Annotated in this window: 15 protein-coding genes; 6 read left to right on the top strand and 9 right to left on the bottom strand. The window is 64.1% G+C overall.

All coding sequences use genetic code 11. The annotated features are described in order from the left end of the window. Positions 1-109: 109 nt before the first annotated feature. The gene (locus ACIPUB_RS03935) at positions 110-1,879 is read right to left on the bottom strand and encodes a sensor histidine kinase (protein WP_407606172.1); all 1,770 of its coding nucleotides are present in this window, start codon (positions 1,877-1,879) and stop codon (positions 110-112) included. A 107-nt stretch (positions 1,880-1,986) separates the two neighbouring features. After that, positions 1,987-3,012: an isopenicillin N synthase family dioxygenase gene (locus ACIPUB_RS03930; protein ID WP_407606171.1), complete on the bottom strand. Its 1,026-nt coding sequence runs from the start codon at positions 3,010-3,012 to the stop codon at positions 1,987-1,989. A 180-nt stretch (positions 3,013-3,192) separates the two neighbouring features. Here ACIPUB_RS03930 and ACIPUB_RS03925 point away from each other — a divergent pair, with 180 nt between their 5' ends. Both ACIPUB_RS03925 and ACIPUB_RS03920 read left to right on the top strand, forming a co-directional pair. Then, entirely contained in the window at positions 3,193-3,492 is a 300-nt protein-coding gene (locus ACIPUB_RS03925) for a type II toxin-antitoxin system VapB family antitoxin (RefSeq protein WP_217388812.1), read from the top strand. Between the two features lie 8 nt (positions 3,493-3,500). Then, positions 3,501-4,196: a LytR C-terminal domain-containing protein gene (locus ACIPUB_RS03920; protein ID WP_407606170.1), complete on the top strand. Its 696-nt coding sequence runs from the start codon at positions 3,501-3,503 to the stop codon at positions 4,194-4,196. A gap of 3 nt (positions 4,197-4,199) precedes the next feature. Here the strand turns inward: ACIPUB_RS03920 and ACIPUB_RS03915 are convergent, their stop codons facing one another. Next, positions 4,200-4,922 carry a DsbA family protein gene (locus ACIPUB_RS03915; protein ID WP_407606169.1) on the bottom strand — a complete coding sequence of 241 codons (723 nt, stop codon included), beginning with the start codon at positions 4,920-4,922 and terminating at the stop codon, positions 4,200-4,202. 149 nt (positions 4,923-5,071) lie between these two features. Next, entirely contained in the window at positions 5,072-6,436 is a 1,365-nt protein-coding gene (locus tag ACIPUB_RS03910; RefSeq protein ID WP_407606221.1) for an amino acid permease, read from the bottom strand. A 338-nt stretch (positions 6,437-6,774) separates the two neighbouring features. Here ACIPUB_RS03910 and ACIPUB_RS03905 point away from each other — a divergent pair, with 338 nt between their 5' ends. Beyond that, on the top strand, positions 6,775-7,443 hold the full coding sequence (locus ACIPUB_RS03905; protein WP_407606168.1) for a YoaK family protein: 669 nt from the start codon (positions 6,775-6,777) through the stop codon (positions 7,441-7,443). On the opposite strand, the gene ACIPUB_RS03900 is transcribed toward ACIPUB_RS03905, so the two are convergent. From ACIPUB_RS03900 to ACIPUB_RS03880, 5 genes are all read right to left on the bottom strand, one after another. Further along, positions 7,440-8,645, bottom strand: a complete 1,206-nt coding sequence (locus tag ACIPUB_RS03900; RefSeq protein ID WP_407606167.1) for an MFS transporter — start codon at positions 8,643-8,645, stop codon at positions 7,440-7,442. The genes ACIPUB_RS03905 and ACIPUB_RS03900 overlap by 4 nt on opposite strands. 190 nt (positions 8,646-8,835) lie before the next feature. Then, a complete protein-coding gene (locus tag ACIPUB_RS03895; RefSeq protein ID WP_407606166.1) occupies positions 8,836-9,480 on the bottom strand; it encodes a hypothetical protein in 645 nt (214 codons plus the stop codon). A 271-nt stretch (positions 9,481-9,751) separates the two neighbouring features. Further along, positions 9,752-11,389, bottom strand: coding sequence for a malate synthase A (gene aceB, locus ACIPUB_RS03890; RefSeq protein WP_407606165.1), 1,638 nt, complete (start codon positions 11,387-11,389; stop codon positions 9,752-9,754). A 140-nt stretch (positions 11,390-11,529) separates the two neighbouring features. After that, the gene (gene aceA / locus ACIPUB_RS03885; RefSeq protein WP_407606164.1) at positions 11,530-12,831 is read right to left on the bottom strand and encodes an isocitrate lyase; all 1,302 of its coding nucleotides are present in this window, start codon (positions 12,829-12,831) and stop codon (positions 11,530-11,532) included. A 375-nt stretch (positions 12,832-13,206) separates the two neighbouring features. Further along, positions 13,207-13,863 (bottom strand): dTMP kinase, encoded by a 657-nt coding sequence (locus ACIPUB_RS03880; RefSeq protein ID WP_407606163.1) that lies wholly within the window; start codon positions 13,861-13,863, stop codon positions 13,207-13,209. Positions 13,864-14,102: 239 nt separating this feature from the next. Here ACIPUB_RS03880 and ACIPUB_RS03875 point away from each other — a divergent pair, with 239 nt between their 5' ends. From ACIPUB_RS03875 to ACIPUB_RS03865, 3 genes are read left to right on the top strand one after another with little or no spacing between them, the layout of a single operon-like run. Further along, positions 14,103-14,294 (top strand): hypothetical protein, encoded by a 192-nt coding sequence (locus ACIPUB_RS03875; RefSeq protein WP_407606162.1) that lies wholly within the window; start codon positions 14,103-14,105, stop codon positions 14,292-14,294. Next, a complete protein-coding gene (locus ACIPUB_RS03870; RefSeq protein ID WP_407606161.1) occupies positions 14,281-15,804 on the top strand; it encodes an ATP-binding protein in 1,524 nt (507 codons plus the stop codon). The genes ACIPUB_RS03875 and ACIPUB_RS03870 overlap by 14 nt, the downstream gene beginning before the upstream one ends. After that, positions 15,801-17,363 carry an SLC13 family permease gene (locus tag ACIPUB_RS03865; protein ID WP_407606160.1) on the top strand — a complete coding sequence of 521 codons (1,563 nt, stop codon included), beginning with the start codon at positions 15,801-15,803 and terminating at the stop codon, positions 17,361-17,363. The genes ACIPUB_RS03870 and ACIPUB_RS03865 overlap by 4 nt, the downstream gene beginning before the upstream one ends. Positions 17,364-17,415 lie beyond the last annotated feature (52 nt).

The raw sequence follows: 17,415 nt of genomic DNA, 5'->3' as shown, positions 1-17,415 counted from the left end.
GACAGGGTTCTTCACTCGCTTCATGGGGGCGTGAGTGGACATGACGAACCAGACAAAGTGTGGGTTTCCGGCGCGTCGGGAACCCACACTTTGGCGTTAATGCACCGGATCAGTGCCGCGATTCCGGATGTATCGTCGGGAGTCCAATCCTGCGGGTCGAGGATGCCGAATTGCCGTCCGCATCCTTGCGAGGCAGCACGACTGTCATCGTTGTACCTTTCCCCAGCTCGCTCTCTGCCGAGATCCGCCCGCCATGGGCCATGACGAGCTCGTTGCTGATCGCCAGCCCGAGTCCCACCCCCGGAAGCCCAGAGCGCCGTGCCTCGTCGGTGCGGAAGAACCGGGTGAAGAGTTTCTTCAAGTCCTCGGCGGCCATGCCACGTCCGGTGTCGGCAACCCGCAGCGAAATTTCCTTGCTGTTGCAGTTCATGTCAACGGTGACCGTTCCTCCTGCCCCGGAATATTTGATGGCGTTGGAGACGAGGTTGTCCACCACCTGGCCCAATCGCAGCGCATCGCCCAGCACGGGCTCATGGCAAAGATTCCCCTCGACCAGTTCGAGGCCTTCCGTCGCGGCACGCGGGCGCATGGACTCGATTTGTCCATGGATCACCGCACCGAGGTCAATGGTCGCAATATTGACCTGGTGCTGGCCAGCTGCCGCGGTAAGCAGGTCGTTGACCATGTGCAGCATACGCTCGGAATTTCGGGACAGCACATCAACGGATTGCCGCTGGTCGTCGCTAAGCCTTGGATCGTCCTCGAGCAATTCCAGGTAGCCGAGGATGGAGGTCAACGGGGTTCGCAATTCGTGACTCACGTTGGCGAGGAAGCGGTCCCGCGTCTTTGAAGCCTCGATGAGCGGGGTGATGTTCTTGAACATGGTCACCGCGCCGTCGTACTCTCCGTCTTCGTTAAAGAAGGAACGGGCCGAGGTCGAGAGGTACATGGCGTCGTTTAGCGGGCCAAGCGCAAAGAGCTCGTCGGTGAATTCCTCCTGGCGGATGGAACGAATGACGGGACGGTCCTTGGGGTCCAAGAGTTCCGGTACGGGCTCGTAGGCGCTGGACACGGCGCGCACCAAAAGCTGCGACTCGTCGGGGTCGGGATTGCCAGGCGGGGTGGCGTGCCGATGCTGGAAGCGCTGGACATCGTTCATGAACAGGTCGTGGCCGTCGCGGTCAACTACGACAACGCCGACGTTGGCGGCATTGAGTACAGCATTGAGCAGTCGGGTCTGGCGCCGACTCGTGGCCAGGGTGGCGCGCAATTGCCGTTCCGCCAGCGCGGAGTTGTGCTCGACAATGACGGTGGTGGTGGCCAGGGCAAGAATAGTCAGCGGGATCAACAACGGCTTGGCCATGGTGTCCAGGGAGAAGGGGGTGCCCGAGTGCCACAATTGCAGCAAGGTCGTCGTCAGCGGAACCAGGAACGAGAGCAAAAGCGTCAAACGCGGGACAAATCCCGACCAAGCAAACCAGAAGATCGGGAAGGCAATCAGCAGGGACACCCCGTTGAGCCACGGGTAGGCGCCAGTTGCCATCAAGGCTGCCGAGACCAGTCCCAGCGCCGGAATGGCCAGATAGGTCGGTTCCGGACCGATGGACTTCCACGGGATGGTCCAGGCCAAGACGCTGTTCAGCAGCGTCAGCAGCACACCCGCAACAAAGTGCCCGTCCCCGAAGATCTCCTTCGGGGAAGTGATGAGCGCCAAGAAGCAAGCGGTGACCACGGCAATGAGCATGGGGGCCTGCGACCACCCGACCTTGCGGCGCACGGGTAGCTGGGAAAACGGCACGCCCTTGGTGATGATCCGGGGGAATATCGACGACAGCCAAATGCCTCCTTGGCGCTGGCGGCCCGTTCGTGCGGCGCTCATGGACATAGCTTAGTGACTGATTGCCTGATCAGCACCGATATGACGACGGGGAGGGGTGAAATAGGACCGTTTCGGACTACCTTCACCCCGCCCCGTCGGCGGACCCGCTACTTCACCAGGTTGGGGTAATGCGCCTTGGCAGTTTGCGGGTGGGCGCGGAGCCAGCCCTTGAGAACGTTGGCGCCATAGGAAGCCAACATGGGGTTGTGCGGATCGTCCGAGACTCCGCGGGCATCGGCGGCAAGCTTCTCCGGGAGCGGCACGGTGCTGATGACCGAATCCAGGCGCGGCGAGTAGAAGAAGGGGACCGAGTAGCGGTCCACACCGGCCGGCGGGGCGATGACACGGTGAATCGTGGCCATCAGGTAGCCGTTGGTGGCGACCTCGAGCATTTCTCCGATATTGACCACGAGGGCTCCTTCGATGGGCTCCACGGAGATCCATTCGTCCTGGCCATAGGGCTTTACCTCCAGGCCTCCGACCGCATCCTGCAGCAGCAGGGTGATGAATCCATAGTCGGCGTGCGCACCGACGCCCTGGGTGCCCGCCTCGGGAACGATGTCGCCACTGACGTAGTGCACCAGCTTGCCCATCCACGCGGGGCTCTGGGCGAACGGCTCTTCGAAGTACTCCTCCGGCAACCCCAGGCCCACGGCCAGGGCCGAGAGCAGTTCGGCACCCACCTTGTTCATCAGCTGTGCCCAGTCCATGGCGGACGATTCCAGTTGCGGGAAATTCTCCGGCCACTGGTTCGGCCCCTGCAGGTTCAGGTACGGGGCGTCGGCCGGGACATCGGAAAGGACCTCGCGTTCGGGTCCGTAGTCAATTTGTTCGCGCGAGTCGGCACGCCCTCGGGTGATTTCGGCCCCGAGCCGGGTGTAACCGCGGAACTGTGCCGAGGTGCGATTGTCCAGCTTCAGCTTCTGCTCAACGGGCAGGGCGAAGAAGTCGGCCAGGGTCTGGAGCAAGTTCTGCGTCGTTCCCGGGCCGGCGCCAAAGCCGGTGATCTGGAAGAAGCCCACGCGGTGGGCTGCATCGCGCAATGCCGTAATGAAGTCTTCATCAAAAGTGCCATCGGCGCGACGTGCGGTAGACATGTCTAGGACCGGAACGGTGGTGAGAACTGTACTCATGGTTCAAGAATGCACCCGGGAGACCGGTTTGTGACAGCGGAAGTTACTTCACGTTCCGTACTGTGAATCCATGAGTCGCGGCCCTTGACGCGGACCCCGAAGTCGCGTAGTCGAAGCACGACTCGCACAAAAATCTGCCAATCGCCCCAATAGGCGTCAGAAGTTTCCTAAGCTGGTCAAGTGATCTTCAAATCTGTCGGCGATTCGCGCCCATACCCGGAACACGGCTACGTGACCCCCAAGGACTGGGCCTCCGTCGCGCCCATGCAGGTTCGCTTGGATGAGCTGGTGACCACCAAGAGCACCCTGGACCTTGCCGCGCTGCTCGCCGAGGATTCCACGTTCTTCGGCGACCTGTTCCCGCACGTCGTGCAATGGAAAGGTACCCGCTATCTGGAAGACGGGTTGCACCGGGCAGTCCGCACGGCCCTGCACCAGCGTTCGATATTGCACGCCCGCGTGCTCGTGCTGGAAGACTAGGCAACAGATTGGCACGCAAAACGGATCCGAATGATTGGCACGGCCACCACATCATCTCCGAGGACGAGCTGGGGAGCCCCCAGTTCACCACCGATAGCCGGATCAAGCGCCGCCGACACATCCGCCACGGCGTCATCCTGGTGCTTGTGGTCCTGCTGCTTGCCGCCGCTCTGGTCCTGGGCTACATGGTCAATACGCGCACCCTGGTCATCGATGCGCTCGAACCCAAACCGGCAGCCGAGGCTCCCGCATCAGTGAACGAGGTATGCCCCACCAAGCAATTCAGCTACGTCGACCCTGCCAAGATGAAGGTCAACGTGCTGAATGCAACCCAGATCTACGGCCTGGCAGGGGCAACCGCGACCAAGTTGAAGAAGCGCGGATTCACTGTGGGGGAGGTGGGGAACGCCCAGCTGTCCAACGTCCAGGTCGTCGGTGCGGTGAGGTCCGGGCCCGATGGTTATGCCCAGGCCATGACGGTGCAGCGGCACATCAAGGGCCTGACCTATGTCTACGACGCGAAGCGTCCCGGGAAAACCGTGGACGTGGTCATCGGCACCAAGTACAAGGACCTGGTCAAGGAGAAATCCGTCAACAAGAAGGCCGGCAAGCTCGGTTGCACGCCGCCGAAACCGAAGGCCGACGCAAAAACGTCGACGGCCCCGGCCAAGCCTGAACCGTCGACGGAGAGCAAGGACAATTAGCCCTTAGTTGCAGCCCTCGGGCCCGCAAACCGCGCCGTCTTGCCCCGTGGTGCCGAGCATCTGCAGGTTCTCGCCGCCGATTTCCTTCCAGACCTGGCTCAGTGCCTGCTCAAAGACCTCCGAGGGCTGGGCACCGGAGATGCCGTATTTGTTGTCCAGGACGAAGAAGGGCACGCCGCTGACGCCCAGCTCGCGGGCACGTACGCCGTCGGCCCGCACCGCATCGGAATACTTGTCGCTTGCGAGCACCTCCGCGGTTTCCGCCGGGTCGAGGCCAACGGAGTCGGCAATGCCCTGTAGCGCTTCATTGCTGCCGGTATCCACACCTTGCTCGAAGTGCGCAGAGAGCAGGGCTTCCTTCATTTCGTTGCCGAGGCCGCGTTCCTTGGCCAGCGCCAGCAAGCGCAGCGCGGTGAACGAGTTGGCGACGTGCAGCGCATCGAAATCGTACTTCAGGCCCTCGCCGGCGGCCTGGGTGGTGACGTGCTCGAGCATTCCGGCCACCTGCTCGGCGGGCATGCCCTTGGCCTGGGTGAGGTAGTCCAGTTCGCTTCCCTCAAAGTGGTCGGGCAACGAGGGGTCCAGCTGGAACGCATGCCATTTCACGTCGACCTTCTCGCCAAAGGGGAGGGCCGCCAGGGCGGTTTCGAAGCGGCGCTTGCCAATGAAGCACCACGGGCAGGCAATGTCGGAAAAAATGTCAACGCTCAAGCGGGTTTCAGTCATGCCTTTGGCAACTGTCATCGCAGGGCGCGTATTCCCGGCCGACGGCGGTATCGACGTGATCTTATGCGGCAGGGGTACGCGGAAAGCCGAGCCGCTGTGCACACGGCTCGGCTCCCTGTCGATGAGAGAGTTGGGGTTGGGCGGACCCGTTAGCGCGATTCGGCGGGAACATAGTCGCGCCCGGTCTCGTCGACCAGCTCGGCGCGCTCGTGGCCCTTGCCGCGGACCCAGACCTTGTAGGCAACAAACAAGAGCACGATCCACACCAGGCCGACCACCATGGCAACCCGGGTTGCGGGGATCACGCCCAGCAACACGATCACAAAGCCCATGAAGGCAAGAGCCGCATAGGATGCCGCAGGCCACCAAGGCGAAGGGAACTCGGACGCCGGGAGATTCTCCCGCGCAATGGTTCGCTTCATGGAGATGTGCGAGAGCAGGATCATGACCCACACGAAGACCGTGGCGAACGTGGCGATCGAGGCAATGATCAGGAACAGCGACTCGGGCAGCACCGCGTTGAGCACCACGCCGGCCAGAAGCACGATGCCCATGGTCAGGACCGTCATCCACGGCACCCCGTTGCGGGAGATCTTGGCGAAGGAAGCCGGGGCGTGGCCCTGTTGGGCAAGCCCGAACATCATCCGTCCTGCGCCGAAGATGTCGGAGTTGATCGCGGAGATCGCGGCGGTGATGACTACGGCGTTGAGGATGTGTGCGGCCGCGGGGATGCCAAGGTTGTCGAAGATCTGCACGAACGGGCTGCCCTCGGAACCGATCTGGTTCCACGGGTAGATCATCATCAGGATGCCCAGGGTGCAAACGTAGAACAGCAGGATACGCACCGGCACGGTGTTGATCGCCTTGGGGACCACCGACTTGGGGTTCTCGGCCTCGCCTGCTGTGATGCCGATGGTCTCGATGCCGCCAAAGGCAAACATCACGATCGAGAATGAGGCCAACAGGCCCCAGAACCCGTTGGGGAAGAACCCCCCGGCGGCCAGCAGCGTGCCGATGCCCGGGTCTGCCTCGGCGGGCAGGCCGAAGCCGAAGAGTACGATCAGCACGCCGCCGGCAATCATGGCGATGATGGCAGAGACCTTGATCAGCGAAAGCCAGAACTCCGTCTCGCCGAAGACCTTGACCCTCATCATGTTCAACGCGGCAATGAAGAAGACCACGGCCAGGATCCAGATCCAGCGTGGGACATCCGGGAACCAGAAGCCCATGTAGATGCCGAAGGCAGTGACGTCGGCAATGGCCACGATGGCCATCTCGAAGGCAAACGTCCAGCCCGTGATGAATCCGGCAAACGGGCCAAGGTACTTGGAGGCGTACTGGCCGAACGAACCGGAGACGGGGTGGCGCACCGCCATCTCGCCCAGCGCACGCATCACCATGAAGACGGCCGCGCCGCCGATCATGTAGGCCAGCAGGACCGCCGGTCCGGCGGCCTGGATGGCGGATGCGGAACCGTAGAACAGCCCGGTTCCGATGGCCGAACCGAGGGCCATGAACCGGACGTGGCGGACATTGAGTCCGCGGGCAAGCGCCTGGGCAAATTGGGGCACGAAAACAAACCTTTGGTAGGAAGAGGGACATTCAATGGTAGGTCGATGGCCCGAATCGGGCATGATCCCGTGGCGGGAATCACCCCGGTGCGCACAGCGGCCTGATGGGTCGCCTCGTGGCGCTCGGGGCCTCGTCCGCGTGAAACCGCCATGTGCGTTTTGGACGGGTCAATAGACTGGTGGAGAGCTGGATGCCGTTATTCCTGGCAGCCGGAAAATGATCTTGAGGAACCCGGGGCCGAGCGTTGCTTTGTGCCGGCGTGAGAATGAGGAGAAAACACGTGGCGCGGTCGTTGGGTTGGCGGGGGATCGCGTATGCCAGTGGACTAACCGCAATTGCCGGATTCGTCGATGGTGTGGCGTTCATTCACTTTGGCGGATACTTTGTCTCGTTCATGAGCGGGAACTCGACCCGTTCAAGTGCGGGACTGGCAGAAGGCAACTTTTTGGAGTGGGCGCTGGCCATCGGGCTGGTGCTCGGCTTCGTGCTGGGCGTGGCCGCGGCGACCCTGGCCAGCCAGGTTCCCTCGGTCCACAGGCGCGGGGCCGTGCTCTCGGTGTCCTCGGCCTTCTTGTTGGCTTCGGCATTCACCACCCTGGGGTCGGCTGGTGGGGTCTTGACCGCCATCTTGATGGCCATGTCCATGGGGGCAATCAACGCGACCTATACGCGCCGCGGCGAAGTGAGCGTGGGGTTGACGTACATGACCGGTGCCCTGGTGAAGATGGGGCAGCATCTTGCCGCGTCACTGATCGGCGGTCCCAGGTGGGCGTGGCTTCCGTACGGCGCCCTCTGGGCCATGATCACGCTCGGATCCTTTGCCGGCGCCTTCCTGTACCTGCACGTAGGCCTGCAGATCCTCTGGGGCGCAGCGCTGGCGCTAGTGGCCTGGACTGCGGTGGCCTTCGTGCGGGACAGCCCGGGCATGGGCTTCGGGCACCGAGCCTAGGCTCCCCGCATCCCGCGGGCGTGGCGTCCATGCACCTGGAAGTACAGGGCGATGCCCAGGACCGAAAGCACGGTGAGCATCCCGAACATGCCGGTGTACCCCAAATGGGGGATCAGCACTCCGAGGGCCACCGGCCCGAAGCCGATTCCGACATCAAGCATCAGGAAGAATGTCGAAGTGGCCACGCCAAGTTCCGCGGGTGGCACCGCGGAAACGGCAATGGCCTGCGCGCAGGGCATCAATGCGCCGAAGCCGAAACCCGTGAGGGCGGCAGCGGAAGCCACCGTCAGGATGCTCGGGTCGAACGCGAGTGCCGCCATGCCAAGCGCAAACACCAGTAGCAGGGGATACATGATGGCGTTGTCGCCCCGCCGGTCTTGGATGCGCCCGGCAAATAGCCGGGAGATCAGCACGGTTACGGCATAGACAATGAAGAACCAACTGGCGGCCTCTGCCATGGACTTGGAAATCAGGAACGGTGCCAGGAAGGAAATGATGCCCGAGTAGGCGACGCCGCAGATCAGGATCACCAGGGAAATGGGCAGTGCCGCGGGGCTGATGATGGACCGGATAAAGCTGCCGCGCCGGGCGTGTGCTTGGGGTTTTTGGGCCGGCCGCGGCGGTTCGGGCATGCGGACGAGCAACGTGAAGAGCAGGGCCGCGGTCGAGAAAGCGGTACAAAACACGAAGACGGCCGTGTAGTTGCCATTGCCTGAAAGCAGGACCGCCAGGAAAGGGCCGACAGCGGTGGAAAGGGTGGTGGAAAGGCCGAAGTAGCCTGTGCCCTCGCTGCGTCTCGCTGGCGGAATGATCGACTGGACGGCTGTGGCGATGGCGGTGTTGCCCATGCCGAACGCCATGCCGTGGACTAGACGCACGATCAGCAAGAGAAACAGCGTGCTGCTGAAGATATAGAAAACGGAGGCAAGGGCAAAGAGGCCCAGGGAGAGTATGGCGAGCCGCTTCCGCCCCATGGTCCGGAGCAATTTTCCGGCGAAGAGCCGGGCGATGACCGAGCCGATGACAAATACGCTCGAGGCCAACCCTGCGGCGCTGTCGGAGGCCTGGAACCTGTCCACCGCGTAGAGCGCCATGGAGGTCATCAATAGGTAGAAGACCATGGAAATGAAGAGGTTTGCGACACCGGCGAGCAGGAAATCCCGGGTGAAAAGTTTCGTGGGGGGAATGTGTGGCTGGCTCACCGGGCTCCTTCTTGGGTTTTTCCGCATTCGGCCCCGAGGAGGAGCCATGTCCCATTATTGACCTTGATTTGGGCCATCTTCGGCATTTATAGGTGCCCAAGGTGGTGTCATTGGCGACAGCCCCGAGAGACGTAAACCGCTTTTGGTGTCGAGGCGATGGCGGTTTCCGGATTTTCCAGGGTATTTGGGGCTATCGGCCCAAATGCCACGAATAGGATGCGTCATCCCAGTTCATGGTGGCGGTAAAGACATATCCGCTTTCGGTCTTGTCCTTGTTCGTTTCATTGACAGCAATGCACTCGAACGTTGTCGTGAGGCTGGTGAGGTCGTCAAGAGACCCGCCGCCAGTGGGCGTGCAGCTGACGCGTTTGATGGGACCAGTCAGACTGCCCTTCTTGACACGGGCCTTGGAGTCTTTCTCGATACTGGATTCAAGTTCCGCCACATAGACCTGGCGGATTGCACGTTCTGTGTCTTCTGACGCGGCAGCGGCGGAAGCCTCCGCAGCTGCCGCTGCTTGGGCGGCCGCAAAAGCCGCGGATGAACTGGCTGCTGCGGATGACGAGGCGGCTACTTGTGAAGCCAACGCGTCTTCGGCCACCTGTTTGGCAGCCGCCTGTTGAAATACATAGATGATGCCTACAACCAAAAGTGCGACCGCGACCGCTGCGATTATGAGCCCCATCATTTTTTGCGATCTCGGATTCTTCTTTTCGAAAGGCTTCCCGCAATTGGGACAGAAATTTCCAGCAGATGTGGACTGGACACTGCAATTTTGGCAAACGCGAGTCAGGGTGGGCCCATCGACTGAATTATCTGCTTCGTGATCGTCCAATTGGATCTCCTGAATTGCTTTGTGAGTGAGTGTATTGGCCGATCTTGGGATCCCCCAATGCACATCATCCCAGCACCCGTAGTCAGTTCGGAAAATAAGTATGCCAATGAATCTCAAAAGGCGGATTGTACGAATAAAAAACGATCGTCCCCGCCGATGGCAGCTCTGCCGGTGGGGACGATCGAAGTCTATGAAGTTGTTTCTTGGTGGCGGGATCCAAGGGGTGGTCGCGTCGTTGCGCTTGCCCCCTGACCCCGCCACCGAAGACTGTTTACGCGGCGGCCGTTTCCAAGGACTTGGCCTCGCGCAGGAAGCGGTTGTACGCCTGGACGGTGAGGAAGGTCGGGAAGTCCTCACGCAGGGCACAAGCCTCGAAGATCTCACGGGCATCCTCGAAACGGTCGCCCTCGAAGCGGGAGAGCTTTTCGAATTCCTCCTCGGTCATGGCCTCGACCCAGGCACGGGAAACCAATTCACCGGTGTCGGTGATGGCTGCCTGCTGGATCCACTGCCAGATCTGCGAACGCGAGATCTCCGCGGTTGCAGCGTCCTCCATGAGGTTGTGGATGGCAACGGCGCCGTTGCCGCGCAGCCAGGCCTCCATGTAGCGGATGCCCACCTCGATGTTGTTGCGGATGCCGCCCTCGGTGATCTTGCCTTCGGTGCCCGCGATGTTCAGCAGCTCCTTGTCATCCGGGGTGACGTCCTCGCGGGTCCGCTCACGCTGGTTGGGGTTCTGGCCCAGGACCGCGTCGAAGACCTCTCGGGCCACCGGGACCAGGTCCGGGTGGGCAACCCAGGAACCGTCGAAGCCGTCGTTGGCCTCGCGGGTCTTGTCTGCACGGACCTTCTCGAAGGCCACGGAGTTGATGGCCTGGTCCTTGCGGTTGGGGATGAAGGCAGCCATGCCGCCGATGGCCATGGCACCGCGGCGGTGACAGGCACGCACCAGCTGCTCGGTGTAGGAGCGCATGAACGGCGCCGTCATGGTCACCATGCCGCGGTCCGGGAGCACGAAGCGCGGGCCGCGGGAACGGAAGTTCTTGATGATGGAGAAGATGTAGTCCCAGCGGCCGGCGTTCAGCCCGGAGGCGTGCTCGCGCAGCTCGTAGAGGATCTCCTCCATTTCAAAGGCTGCCGTGATGGTCTCGATGAGCACCGTGGCGCGGATGGTGCCCTGCGGGATGCCCACCAGGTCCTGTGCCAGCACGAAGACGTCGTTCCAGAGGCGTGCCTCCAGGTGGTTCTCGATCTTCGGCAGGTAGAAGTACGGGCCCCGGCCCTGGGAGATCAGGCGCTGCGCGTTGTGGAAGAAGTGCAGTCCGAAGTCGACCAACGCACCGGAAACGGGCTTGCCTGCAACCAGGAGGTTCTTCTCCGGCAGGTGCCAGCCGCGGGGGCGGACCACGATGGTCGGCAGGTCGGTGAGCTTCTCGCCGGCCAGCTTGTATTCCTTGCCCTCGGGGGAGGTGAAATCGATGGTGCGGTCCAGCACCGCGCGCAGGTTCAGCTGCCCGTTGATGACGTTGGACCAGGTGGGGGTCGAGGAATCCTCGAGGTCCGCCAGCCAGACCTTGGCGCCGGAGTTCAGGGCGTTGATGGCCATCTTGCGGTCGGTGGGGCCGGTGATTTCCACGCGGCGGTCCTCCAGGCCGGGTGCGATGGGTGCGACCTTCCACGACTCGTCGTCGCGGATCGACTTGGTCTCGGGGCGGAACTTCGGGTCCGAGCCGTTGGCGATCCGGGCGCGGTTCAGCTGGCGGGTCTGCATGAGTTCTGCACGGCGACCGTCGAATGCCTTGTGGAGCTGGGCCAAGAAGTCCAGCGCTTGGGGCGTGAGGATCTCTTCCTGCCGGCGGACTGGGGCAGCGACCAAAGTAATACCGTTCAGGGTGATTGGATCGTTCATGGCTGTGACTCCTTCTTGAATCAAAAGTTTGTGGGTGGTGGTGTGCCTGGATGCTGGTGCTCCGAGGCGGGTGCCCGGCGGGGCCGACCGTGTGGGGTCGACCCCGCCGGTGCCGTGGGCGGGAAACCGCCCGGGGGTGCTTAGTGGAACTGTCCGGCTTCGGTGGACCCGGCGAGGGCCAGGGTCGAGGCGTTCGGGTTCAGTACGGTGGCGATGTCGTCGAAGTAGCCGGTGCCGACCTCGCGCTGGTGCTTGGTGGCCGTGTAACCGCGTGCCTCGGAGGCGAATTCCGCTTCCTGGAGCTCGACGTAGGCGCTCATGCCGTCACGGGCGTAGCCGTGGGCCAGGTTGAACATCGAGTGGTTCAGGGCGTGGAAGCCGGCGAGGGTGATGAACTGGAAGGTGAAGCCCATGGCGCCAAGTTCGCGCTGGAACTTGGCGATGGTTGCATCGTCCAGGTGCTTCTTCCAGTTGAAGGAAGGGGAGCAGTTGTAGGAGAGCATCTGGTCCGGGAAGTCGGCCTTGACTGCCTCGGCAAACTTGCGGGCCAGCTCCAGGTCCGGGGTGCCGGTCTCCATCCAGATGAGGTCGGAGTACGGAGCGTAGGCCTTGGCACGGGCGATGCAGGGTTCGATGCCGTTGGTGACCTTGTAGAAGCCCTCCGCGGTGCGCTCGCCGGTGATGAACGGCTTGTCGCGGTCATCGACGTCCGAGGTGATCAGGGTTGCTGCCTCGGCGTCAGTGCGGGCGATGACGACCGAAGGGGTTCCGGCGACATCGGCTGCCAGGCGGGCGGCGTTCAGGGTGCGAACGTGCTGCTGGGTCGGGATGAGGACCTTGCCGCCGAGGTGGCCGCACTTCTTCTCCGAAGCGAGCTGGTCTTCCCAGTGGACGCCCGAGGCACCGGAGGAAATCATCGACTTCATCAGCTCGTAGGCGTTCAGCGGACCGCCGAAGCCTGCCTCTGCGTCGGCCACGATCGGGACGAGCCAGTCCTCGACGGACTTGATGCCCTCGGCGTGCTCGATCTGGTCGGCGCGAAGCAGTGCGTTGTTGATGCGGCGCACGACCTGCGGAACCGAGTTGGCCGGGTAGAGCGACTGGTCCGGGTAGGTCTGGCCCGAAAGGTTTGCATCGGCCGCGACCTGCCAACCGGAAAGGTAGATGGCTCGAAGGCCGGCCTTGACCTGCTGCACTGCCTGGTTGCCGGTCAGGGCGCCCAGGGCGTTGGTGTATCCGCCGGACGGGGCTTCCTCGGTGAGCTGCTTCCAAAGCTTCTGCGAACCGCGCTTGGCCAGCGTGTGCTCTTCCTGCACGGAGCCCTGGAGCTTCACGACGTCTGCTGCCGAGTAATCACGAGTGGTGCCGGTCCATCGCGGGTTGCTTGCCCAATCCTCTTTGATTGCAGCGATGCGGTTCTCGGTCGAATTTTGCTCGGTCATTGCCTTCTCCTTGCTGGATTGCCGGGTGCCGGGCCAGGATCGTCTTCATGATCCCGGTAGGTTGTTCCGGCGTTCTTTCTGCGTAGGAACTACATTTCCGCACTTTTCCAGAGTCAGCTAGGGGGTATCGGAGGAAAGATTCGCACTTCTTCGCGAAATCTAAATTTGTGGCCGTCCCCACATGTATTCGAGCAACAAAAGCGAAAGTGGCCTCCGCATCGGCGGCAACCGTAGAAGAAGGAAGGGATATTTGAGGGTCGACAAGAATCGGCGATCTGTGGAAGTGCGCGCCGAAGGATCGCAATAGGCCAGGAGCGGGGGGCGTGCCGCTCAGCCGGCCGGGAACCATGGCACAGATGGTGCCGAGCGCCGTGGTCAATCGTTGCTAGTCGCGGCCCGTCGCGTTTTGGCAGCTACCTGCTGCGGAGTGCCGGAACCGTCGATGATGTGCCAGCCTCTGGCCAACGCAATCTCCAGGTATGCCTCTCGCGCCGACTGCAAGTAGGAAAGCGTTTCGCTGTCCTCCCCGCGCGCAACGATGCGGGCGTGGGCAATGCCGGCGGGAACATCAATCAGGATCATCGCGTCCGGCTGCGGCAGGCGGGAAAGCAGCCATGGCAGCAGCACCCCCTGGGGCAGTCCGCGGACTGAACGCAGGACCAGCTGGCACGCCACGTGTCGATCCATGACGGTGGTGCCGGCGAAGCCCGAGGCTCGCGCGTGGGCGAGCAGAACGTTGACAAGGCGCACGACAGATTCCAGCCGGTTAGCCCAAACCGGAGTCAAAGCGGTTCCGAATCGTTCTGCCACACGCGACATCCAACGGCGTCCGGCCGGATTGCGCAGGAGTTGGGCCGGCGTGCCCGCTTCCCGGAGTTCGGCCACCAGCGTTGTCCCGACGGTGGTCTTGCCTGCTCCATCGATCCCGAGCAACACGACGGTCCGGGCGCGCGACGGCACTACCGATGGGATATCGTCATGCCGCGGATCCGGAAGCGTGGCGGTAGCCGTGGTCGTGGCGGCGGGCGTCAAAAGCAATAGTCTCCGTCGGTTGATTGGCTGGGTTCGCTACTGGGTTCAACGACGAGGCCACGCGAATCGATGCCTGCACCGGCCTGTGCGTTGTCTGTGAATGGCACTGGCCCCCGATTAGCGGGCCCCTGGACGCGTGTGGGTTGCCGGGCGTCCCCACGAAAGCTCCCGCAGGGCTCTCATTTGCCTCTCACTGACCCATCATTCTCCTCTCACAAGGCATTTCTAGTGTTGGGAACATGATTCGCCGCATACTTCTCCTGCTCGTCGTCCTGGCCATTCCGGCCGGACTGGCGACCGCCAGCCAAATGCTGGCCAATACCGCCAACCCGCCGTTGCCGCACCAGCACCCCATCGTGGTTGAGCTTGCGTCGCCGTCGGGACCTTCGGCGCAGGCCCCTTCCAAGGAGCGCGACCATGACCAGGACTGAAACCCATGAGCGCCAGGGCTCGGCCGTGTCGGCGCGCTGGCGCATAGTGGGCTGGATCGTGCTGACCACCGCCCTGGCTCTGCTCGCTGTGACGGTGACGATGCGCTCCGTCATGTCCGGACAGGTCGCGGAGGCCGCCAACGTGGGCGTCGTGCAGGAGATCGAGGAGTTCCGCACCTTCGCCGCCGAGGGACGTGACCCCAGGACGGCCCTGCCCTTCACCTCGATGGGCGCACTGATGGAGCGCTATCTCGCCCGGCAGCAGCCGCTGGCCGGCGAGGAGATCGTCGGCGTGGCTGGCGGGACAGTGCTGGCCGCGCGGGGCGTGGCCGACGATGACGGCAGCATCTTGGTGGGCGACGCCGCCTTGGTCGAACGGATCCTCCGCGACCCCAAGACCGCCGGCGTCTATGAGAGCGCCCACGGAACGGTGCGCTGGGGCAAGGCCGAGGCCGTCGCCGCCGGTGAACCCGCAGGCACGCCGCCGGAAAGGCAGGCACACCTGGTGGTCGCGCAGTTCACCGGGGCCGCGCAGGAGGAGGCCAACCGGCAGGCGGTCATGCTCTTCGGAGTGGCGGCGGGAGGACTGGCACTGACCGCCGGGATCGCCTGGCTGGTGGCCCGGCAGATCACCCGCCCGATCCGGACCGTGCGGGAAACCGCCGAATCCATCACCGCCCACGACCTCTCGGCACGCATCCCGGTGGAGGGCAGGGACGATCTGGCCCAGCTGGCCGAGACGCTCAACGCGATGCTTGACCGGGTCGAGGCCTCTCACCTGGCACAGCGCCACTTCATCGCCGAGGCCCGCGAGCACCTCAACGACCCCCAACGCCGGGTCGCCGCGGCCCTGCACGAACTGGTCGACGAGGACCTGCCGGGTGCCGAACGCGCCCGCATCGCCTGCGGTGCCCAAAGGCTGATCGCCCGGATGGGACGCACGCTAGCGGACCTCGATGTGCTGGCCCAAAGCGGGAACCCAGGCTTTGTGAAGCCCGTCCGCGTCTCGGTTGGCGGGGTGACGGCCGATGTCGCCGCCGAGGCATCCCTGCCCGGCACCCACCCCGAACGGCACTTCCGCATCGAGGCGACCGGCAACGCCGACGCGTGGCTGGACCGGAACCGCATCGCCGATGCGGTGCGCCAACTCATCGAGAACGCCGTTGCCCACACCAAACCGGGCGACACCATCCGCATCGGTTCCGCTGTCGCCGACGGCGCCGCCAGCTTCTGGGTGGCCAATCCGGGCCCGCCGCTGGATCCCGAGCGTGCCCGGGCGCTACTTGAAAGCTACCGCAGCGCCGAGGGCAGCGACCCCGGAATGGGCCTGGGCCTTGCCGTGGTCAAGGCGGTGGCCGAGGCGCACCAGGGCACCGCCTGGGTCGAATCCGGGGACGGCTCCGGAACCCGTTTCGGGCTCTCGGTGCCGCTCGAGGCACTGGCACCCGCCAGCGGCCAGGACGACGCGTTCGCAGACAGGCTCGCCACCACCCTCGGGGAGGAATCATGAACACCGCCGAGACGGAAACCGCCACGCCCGCCCGTTTCCGCTATGCAACGCAAGCCCCGGCGCCGGCGGCACTTTCCCCGGCCCCCCGTCCCAAGCGCCCACGCGAGAACCGCCGGCGCATCGCGGCCCTTCTCGCCGCGACGCTGCTGGCGGCGTTCTTGATCTGGTGTGCCACAAGCGCCTTCGGCCAGGCTGCCGGGACCCCGTCGGCGCTGTCGGCCCAGGGCGCACTGACGCTCGCGGTCTTCGCCGTCGCCATCTGGCTGTGGATCTTCTCGCCGGTCGGTGACACCTACGTGGCCCTCGGCGCCGCACTGGTGCTGGTGCTGATGGGAGTGCTGCCCGAAGACCAGCTTTTCTCCTCGCTGGGGGAGGACACCATCTGGCTGCTGCTGGCGGCGTTCGTGATCGCGGCCGGGATCACGGCCACGGGCCTGGCCACCCGGGCAGCGGCCTACATCGTCGCAGGTGCCCGCAGCCCCCGCCAACTGGTGCACCTGACGACCGGGGTGTTGGTCGCCACCGCGTTCGCGGTGCCCTCCACCTCCGGCCGGGCGGCCCTGGCCATCCCGGTGTTCATCGCGTTGGCCCGGGCCCTGCAGGAGCGCCGTCGGGTGGTGCTGGCGCTGTCGCTGGTCTTCCCTTCGGTCATCCTGCTCTCCGCTGTGGCCTCCTACCTGGGTGCCGGGGCTCACCTGATCACCAGCCAGATCCTCACCGCCTCCGGATACGAGGGCTTCTCCTTTGCCGGGTGGTTGCTCTACGGCCTGCCGCTGGCCTTCGTCTCCTCGCACCTGTGCGCCGAGTTGGTGCTGTGGCTCTTCACCCGGCCCGGGGACCGGCGCCTGCCGCTGGCGGTGGGCATCGAGCAGCTGCAGGAACACTCCCCGGTGCCGCTGACCGGGCCGCTGACCGTCGGCCAGTCAAGGGCAGCCCTGCTGATCTGCGCGGTGGTGGTGCTTTGGTGCACCGAACCGCTGCACCACCTGCACCCCGCCATCGTCGCACTGCTCGGCTCCCTGCTCGTGGCCAGCCCGGGCTTCGGCTCCGTGGGCCTGGCTAAGGCACTGAAGGCGGTGCCGTGGTCGATGCTCATCTTCATGGCCGCCACCCTGACCCTGGGCACCGCCCTGGTCGGGACCGGTGCCGCGCAATGGCTGGCGCTCAGCGTGCTGGGCCCGGTCGACGGGCTGGGAGCCGCGGCCCCGTGGGTGTTCACCGTGCTGGTGGTCGTCATGTCCGCAGCCGCGCACCTGGTCATCCAGTCGCGCTCGGCCCGCTCGGCGGTGCTGATCCCGCTGGTCGTCTCACTGGCCCCCGGCCTTGGAGTGAACGCCGTGGCGATCGCCTTCGCCTCCACCGCCGCGGCCGGCTTCTGCCACACACTGACCAGCAGCGCGAAACCCGTCAACCTCTTCTCCGACATCGAGGGCGTGGAGACCTACAAGCCCGCGGACCTGCTGCGGCTCAGCACAGTGCTGGCCCCGGTCATGGTCGCCCTGGTGCTGGTCTTCGCGCTCTGGATCTGGCCCGCGATGGGCATGCCGCTCTTCCTCTGACCACCCCCCCACGGGTTGCGGACCGGAAAGTCCGCACCGCCCATGCCATAAA

This window comes from Paeniglutamicibacter sp. ORCA_105 (assembly GCF_045798545.1).
In the GTDB taxonomy this organism is placed as follows: Bacteria; Actinomycetota; Actinomycetes; order Actinomycetales; family Micrococcaceae; genus Paeniglutamicibacter; species Paeniglutamicibacter sulfureus.
This window is presented reverse-complemented; position numbering and strand designations above follow the sequence as displayed.

Excerpts from the sequence above, each read along its gene's own strand:
- ACIPUB_RS03865 (WP_407606160.1), top strand. The coding sequence starts at position 15,801 with ATGAACACCGCCGAGACGGAAACCGCCACGCCCGCCCGTTTCCGCTAT.
- ACIPUB_RS03930 (WP_407606171.1), bottom strand. The coding sequence starts at position 3,012 with ATGAGTACAGTTCTCACCACCGTTCCGGTCCTAGACATGTCTACCGCA.
- ACIPUB_RS03910 (WP_407606221.1), bottom strand. The coding sequence starts at position 6,436 with ATGGCCCTCGGTTCGGCCATCGGAACCGGGCTGTTCTACGGTTCCGCA.
- ACIPUB_RS03935 (WP_407606172.1), bottom strand. The coding sequence starts at position 1,879 with ATGAGCGCCGCACGAACGGGCCGCCAGCGCCAAGGAGGCATTTGGCTG.
- aceB (WP_407606165.1), bottom strand. The coding sequence starts at position 11,389 with ATGAACGATCCAATCACCCTGAACGGTATTACTTTGGTCGCTGCCCCA.
- ACIPUB_RS03870 (WP_407606161.1), top strand. The coding sequence starts at position 14,281 with ATGACCAGGACTGAAACCCATGAGCGCCAGGGCTCGGCCGTGTCGGCG.
- ACIPUB_RS03915 (WP_407606169.1), bottom strand. The coding sequence starts at position 4,922 with ATGACTGAAACCCGCTTGAGCGTTGACATTTTTTCCGACATTGCCTGC.
- aceA (WP_407606164.1), bottom strand. The coding sequence starts at position 12,831 with ATGACCGAGCAAAATTCGACCGAGAACCGCATCGCTGCAATCAAAGAG.
- ACIPUB_RS03875 (WP_407606162.1), top strand. The coding sequence starts at position 14,103 with ATGATTCGCCGCATACTTCTCCTGCTCGTCGTCCTGGCCATTCCGGCC.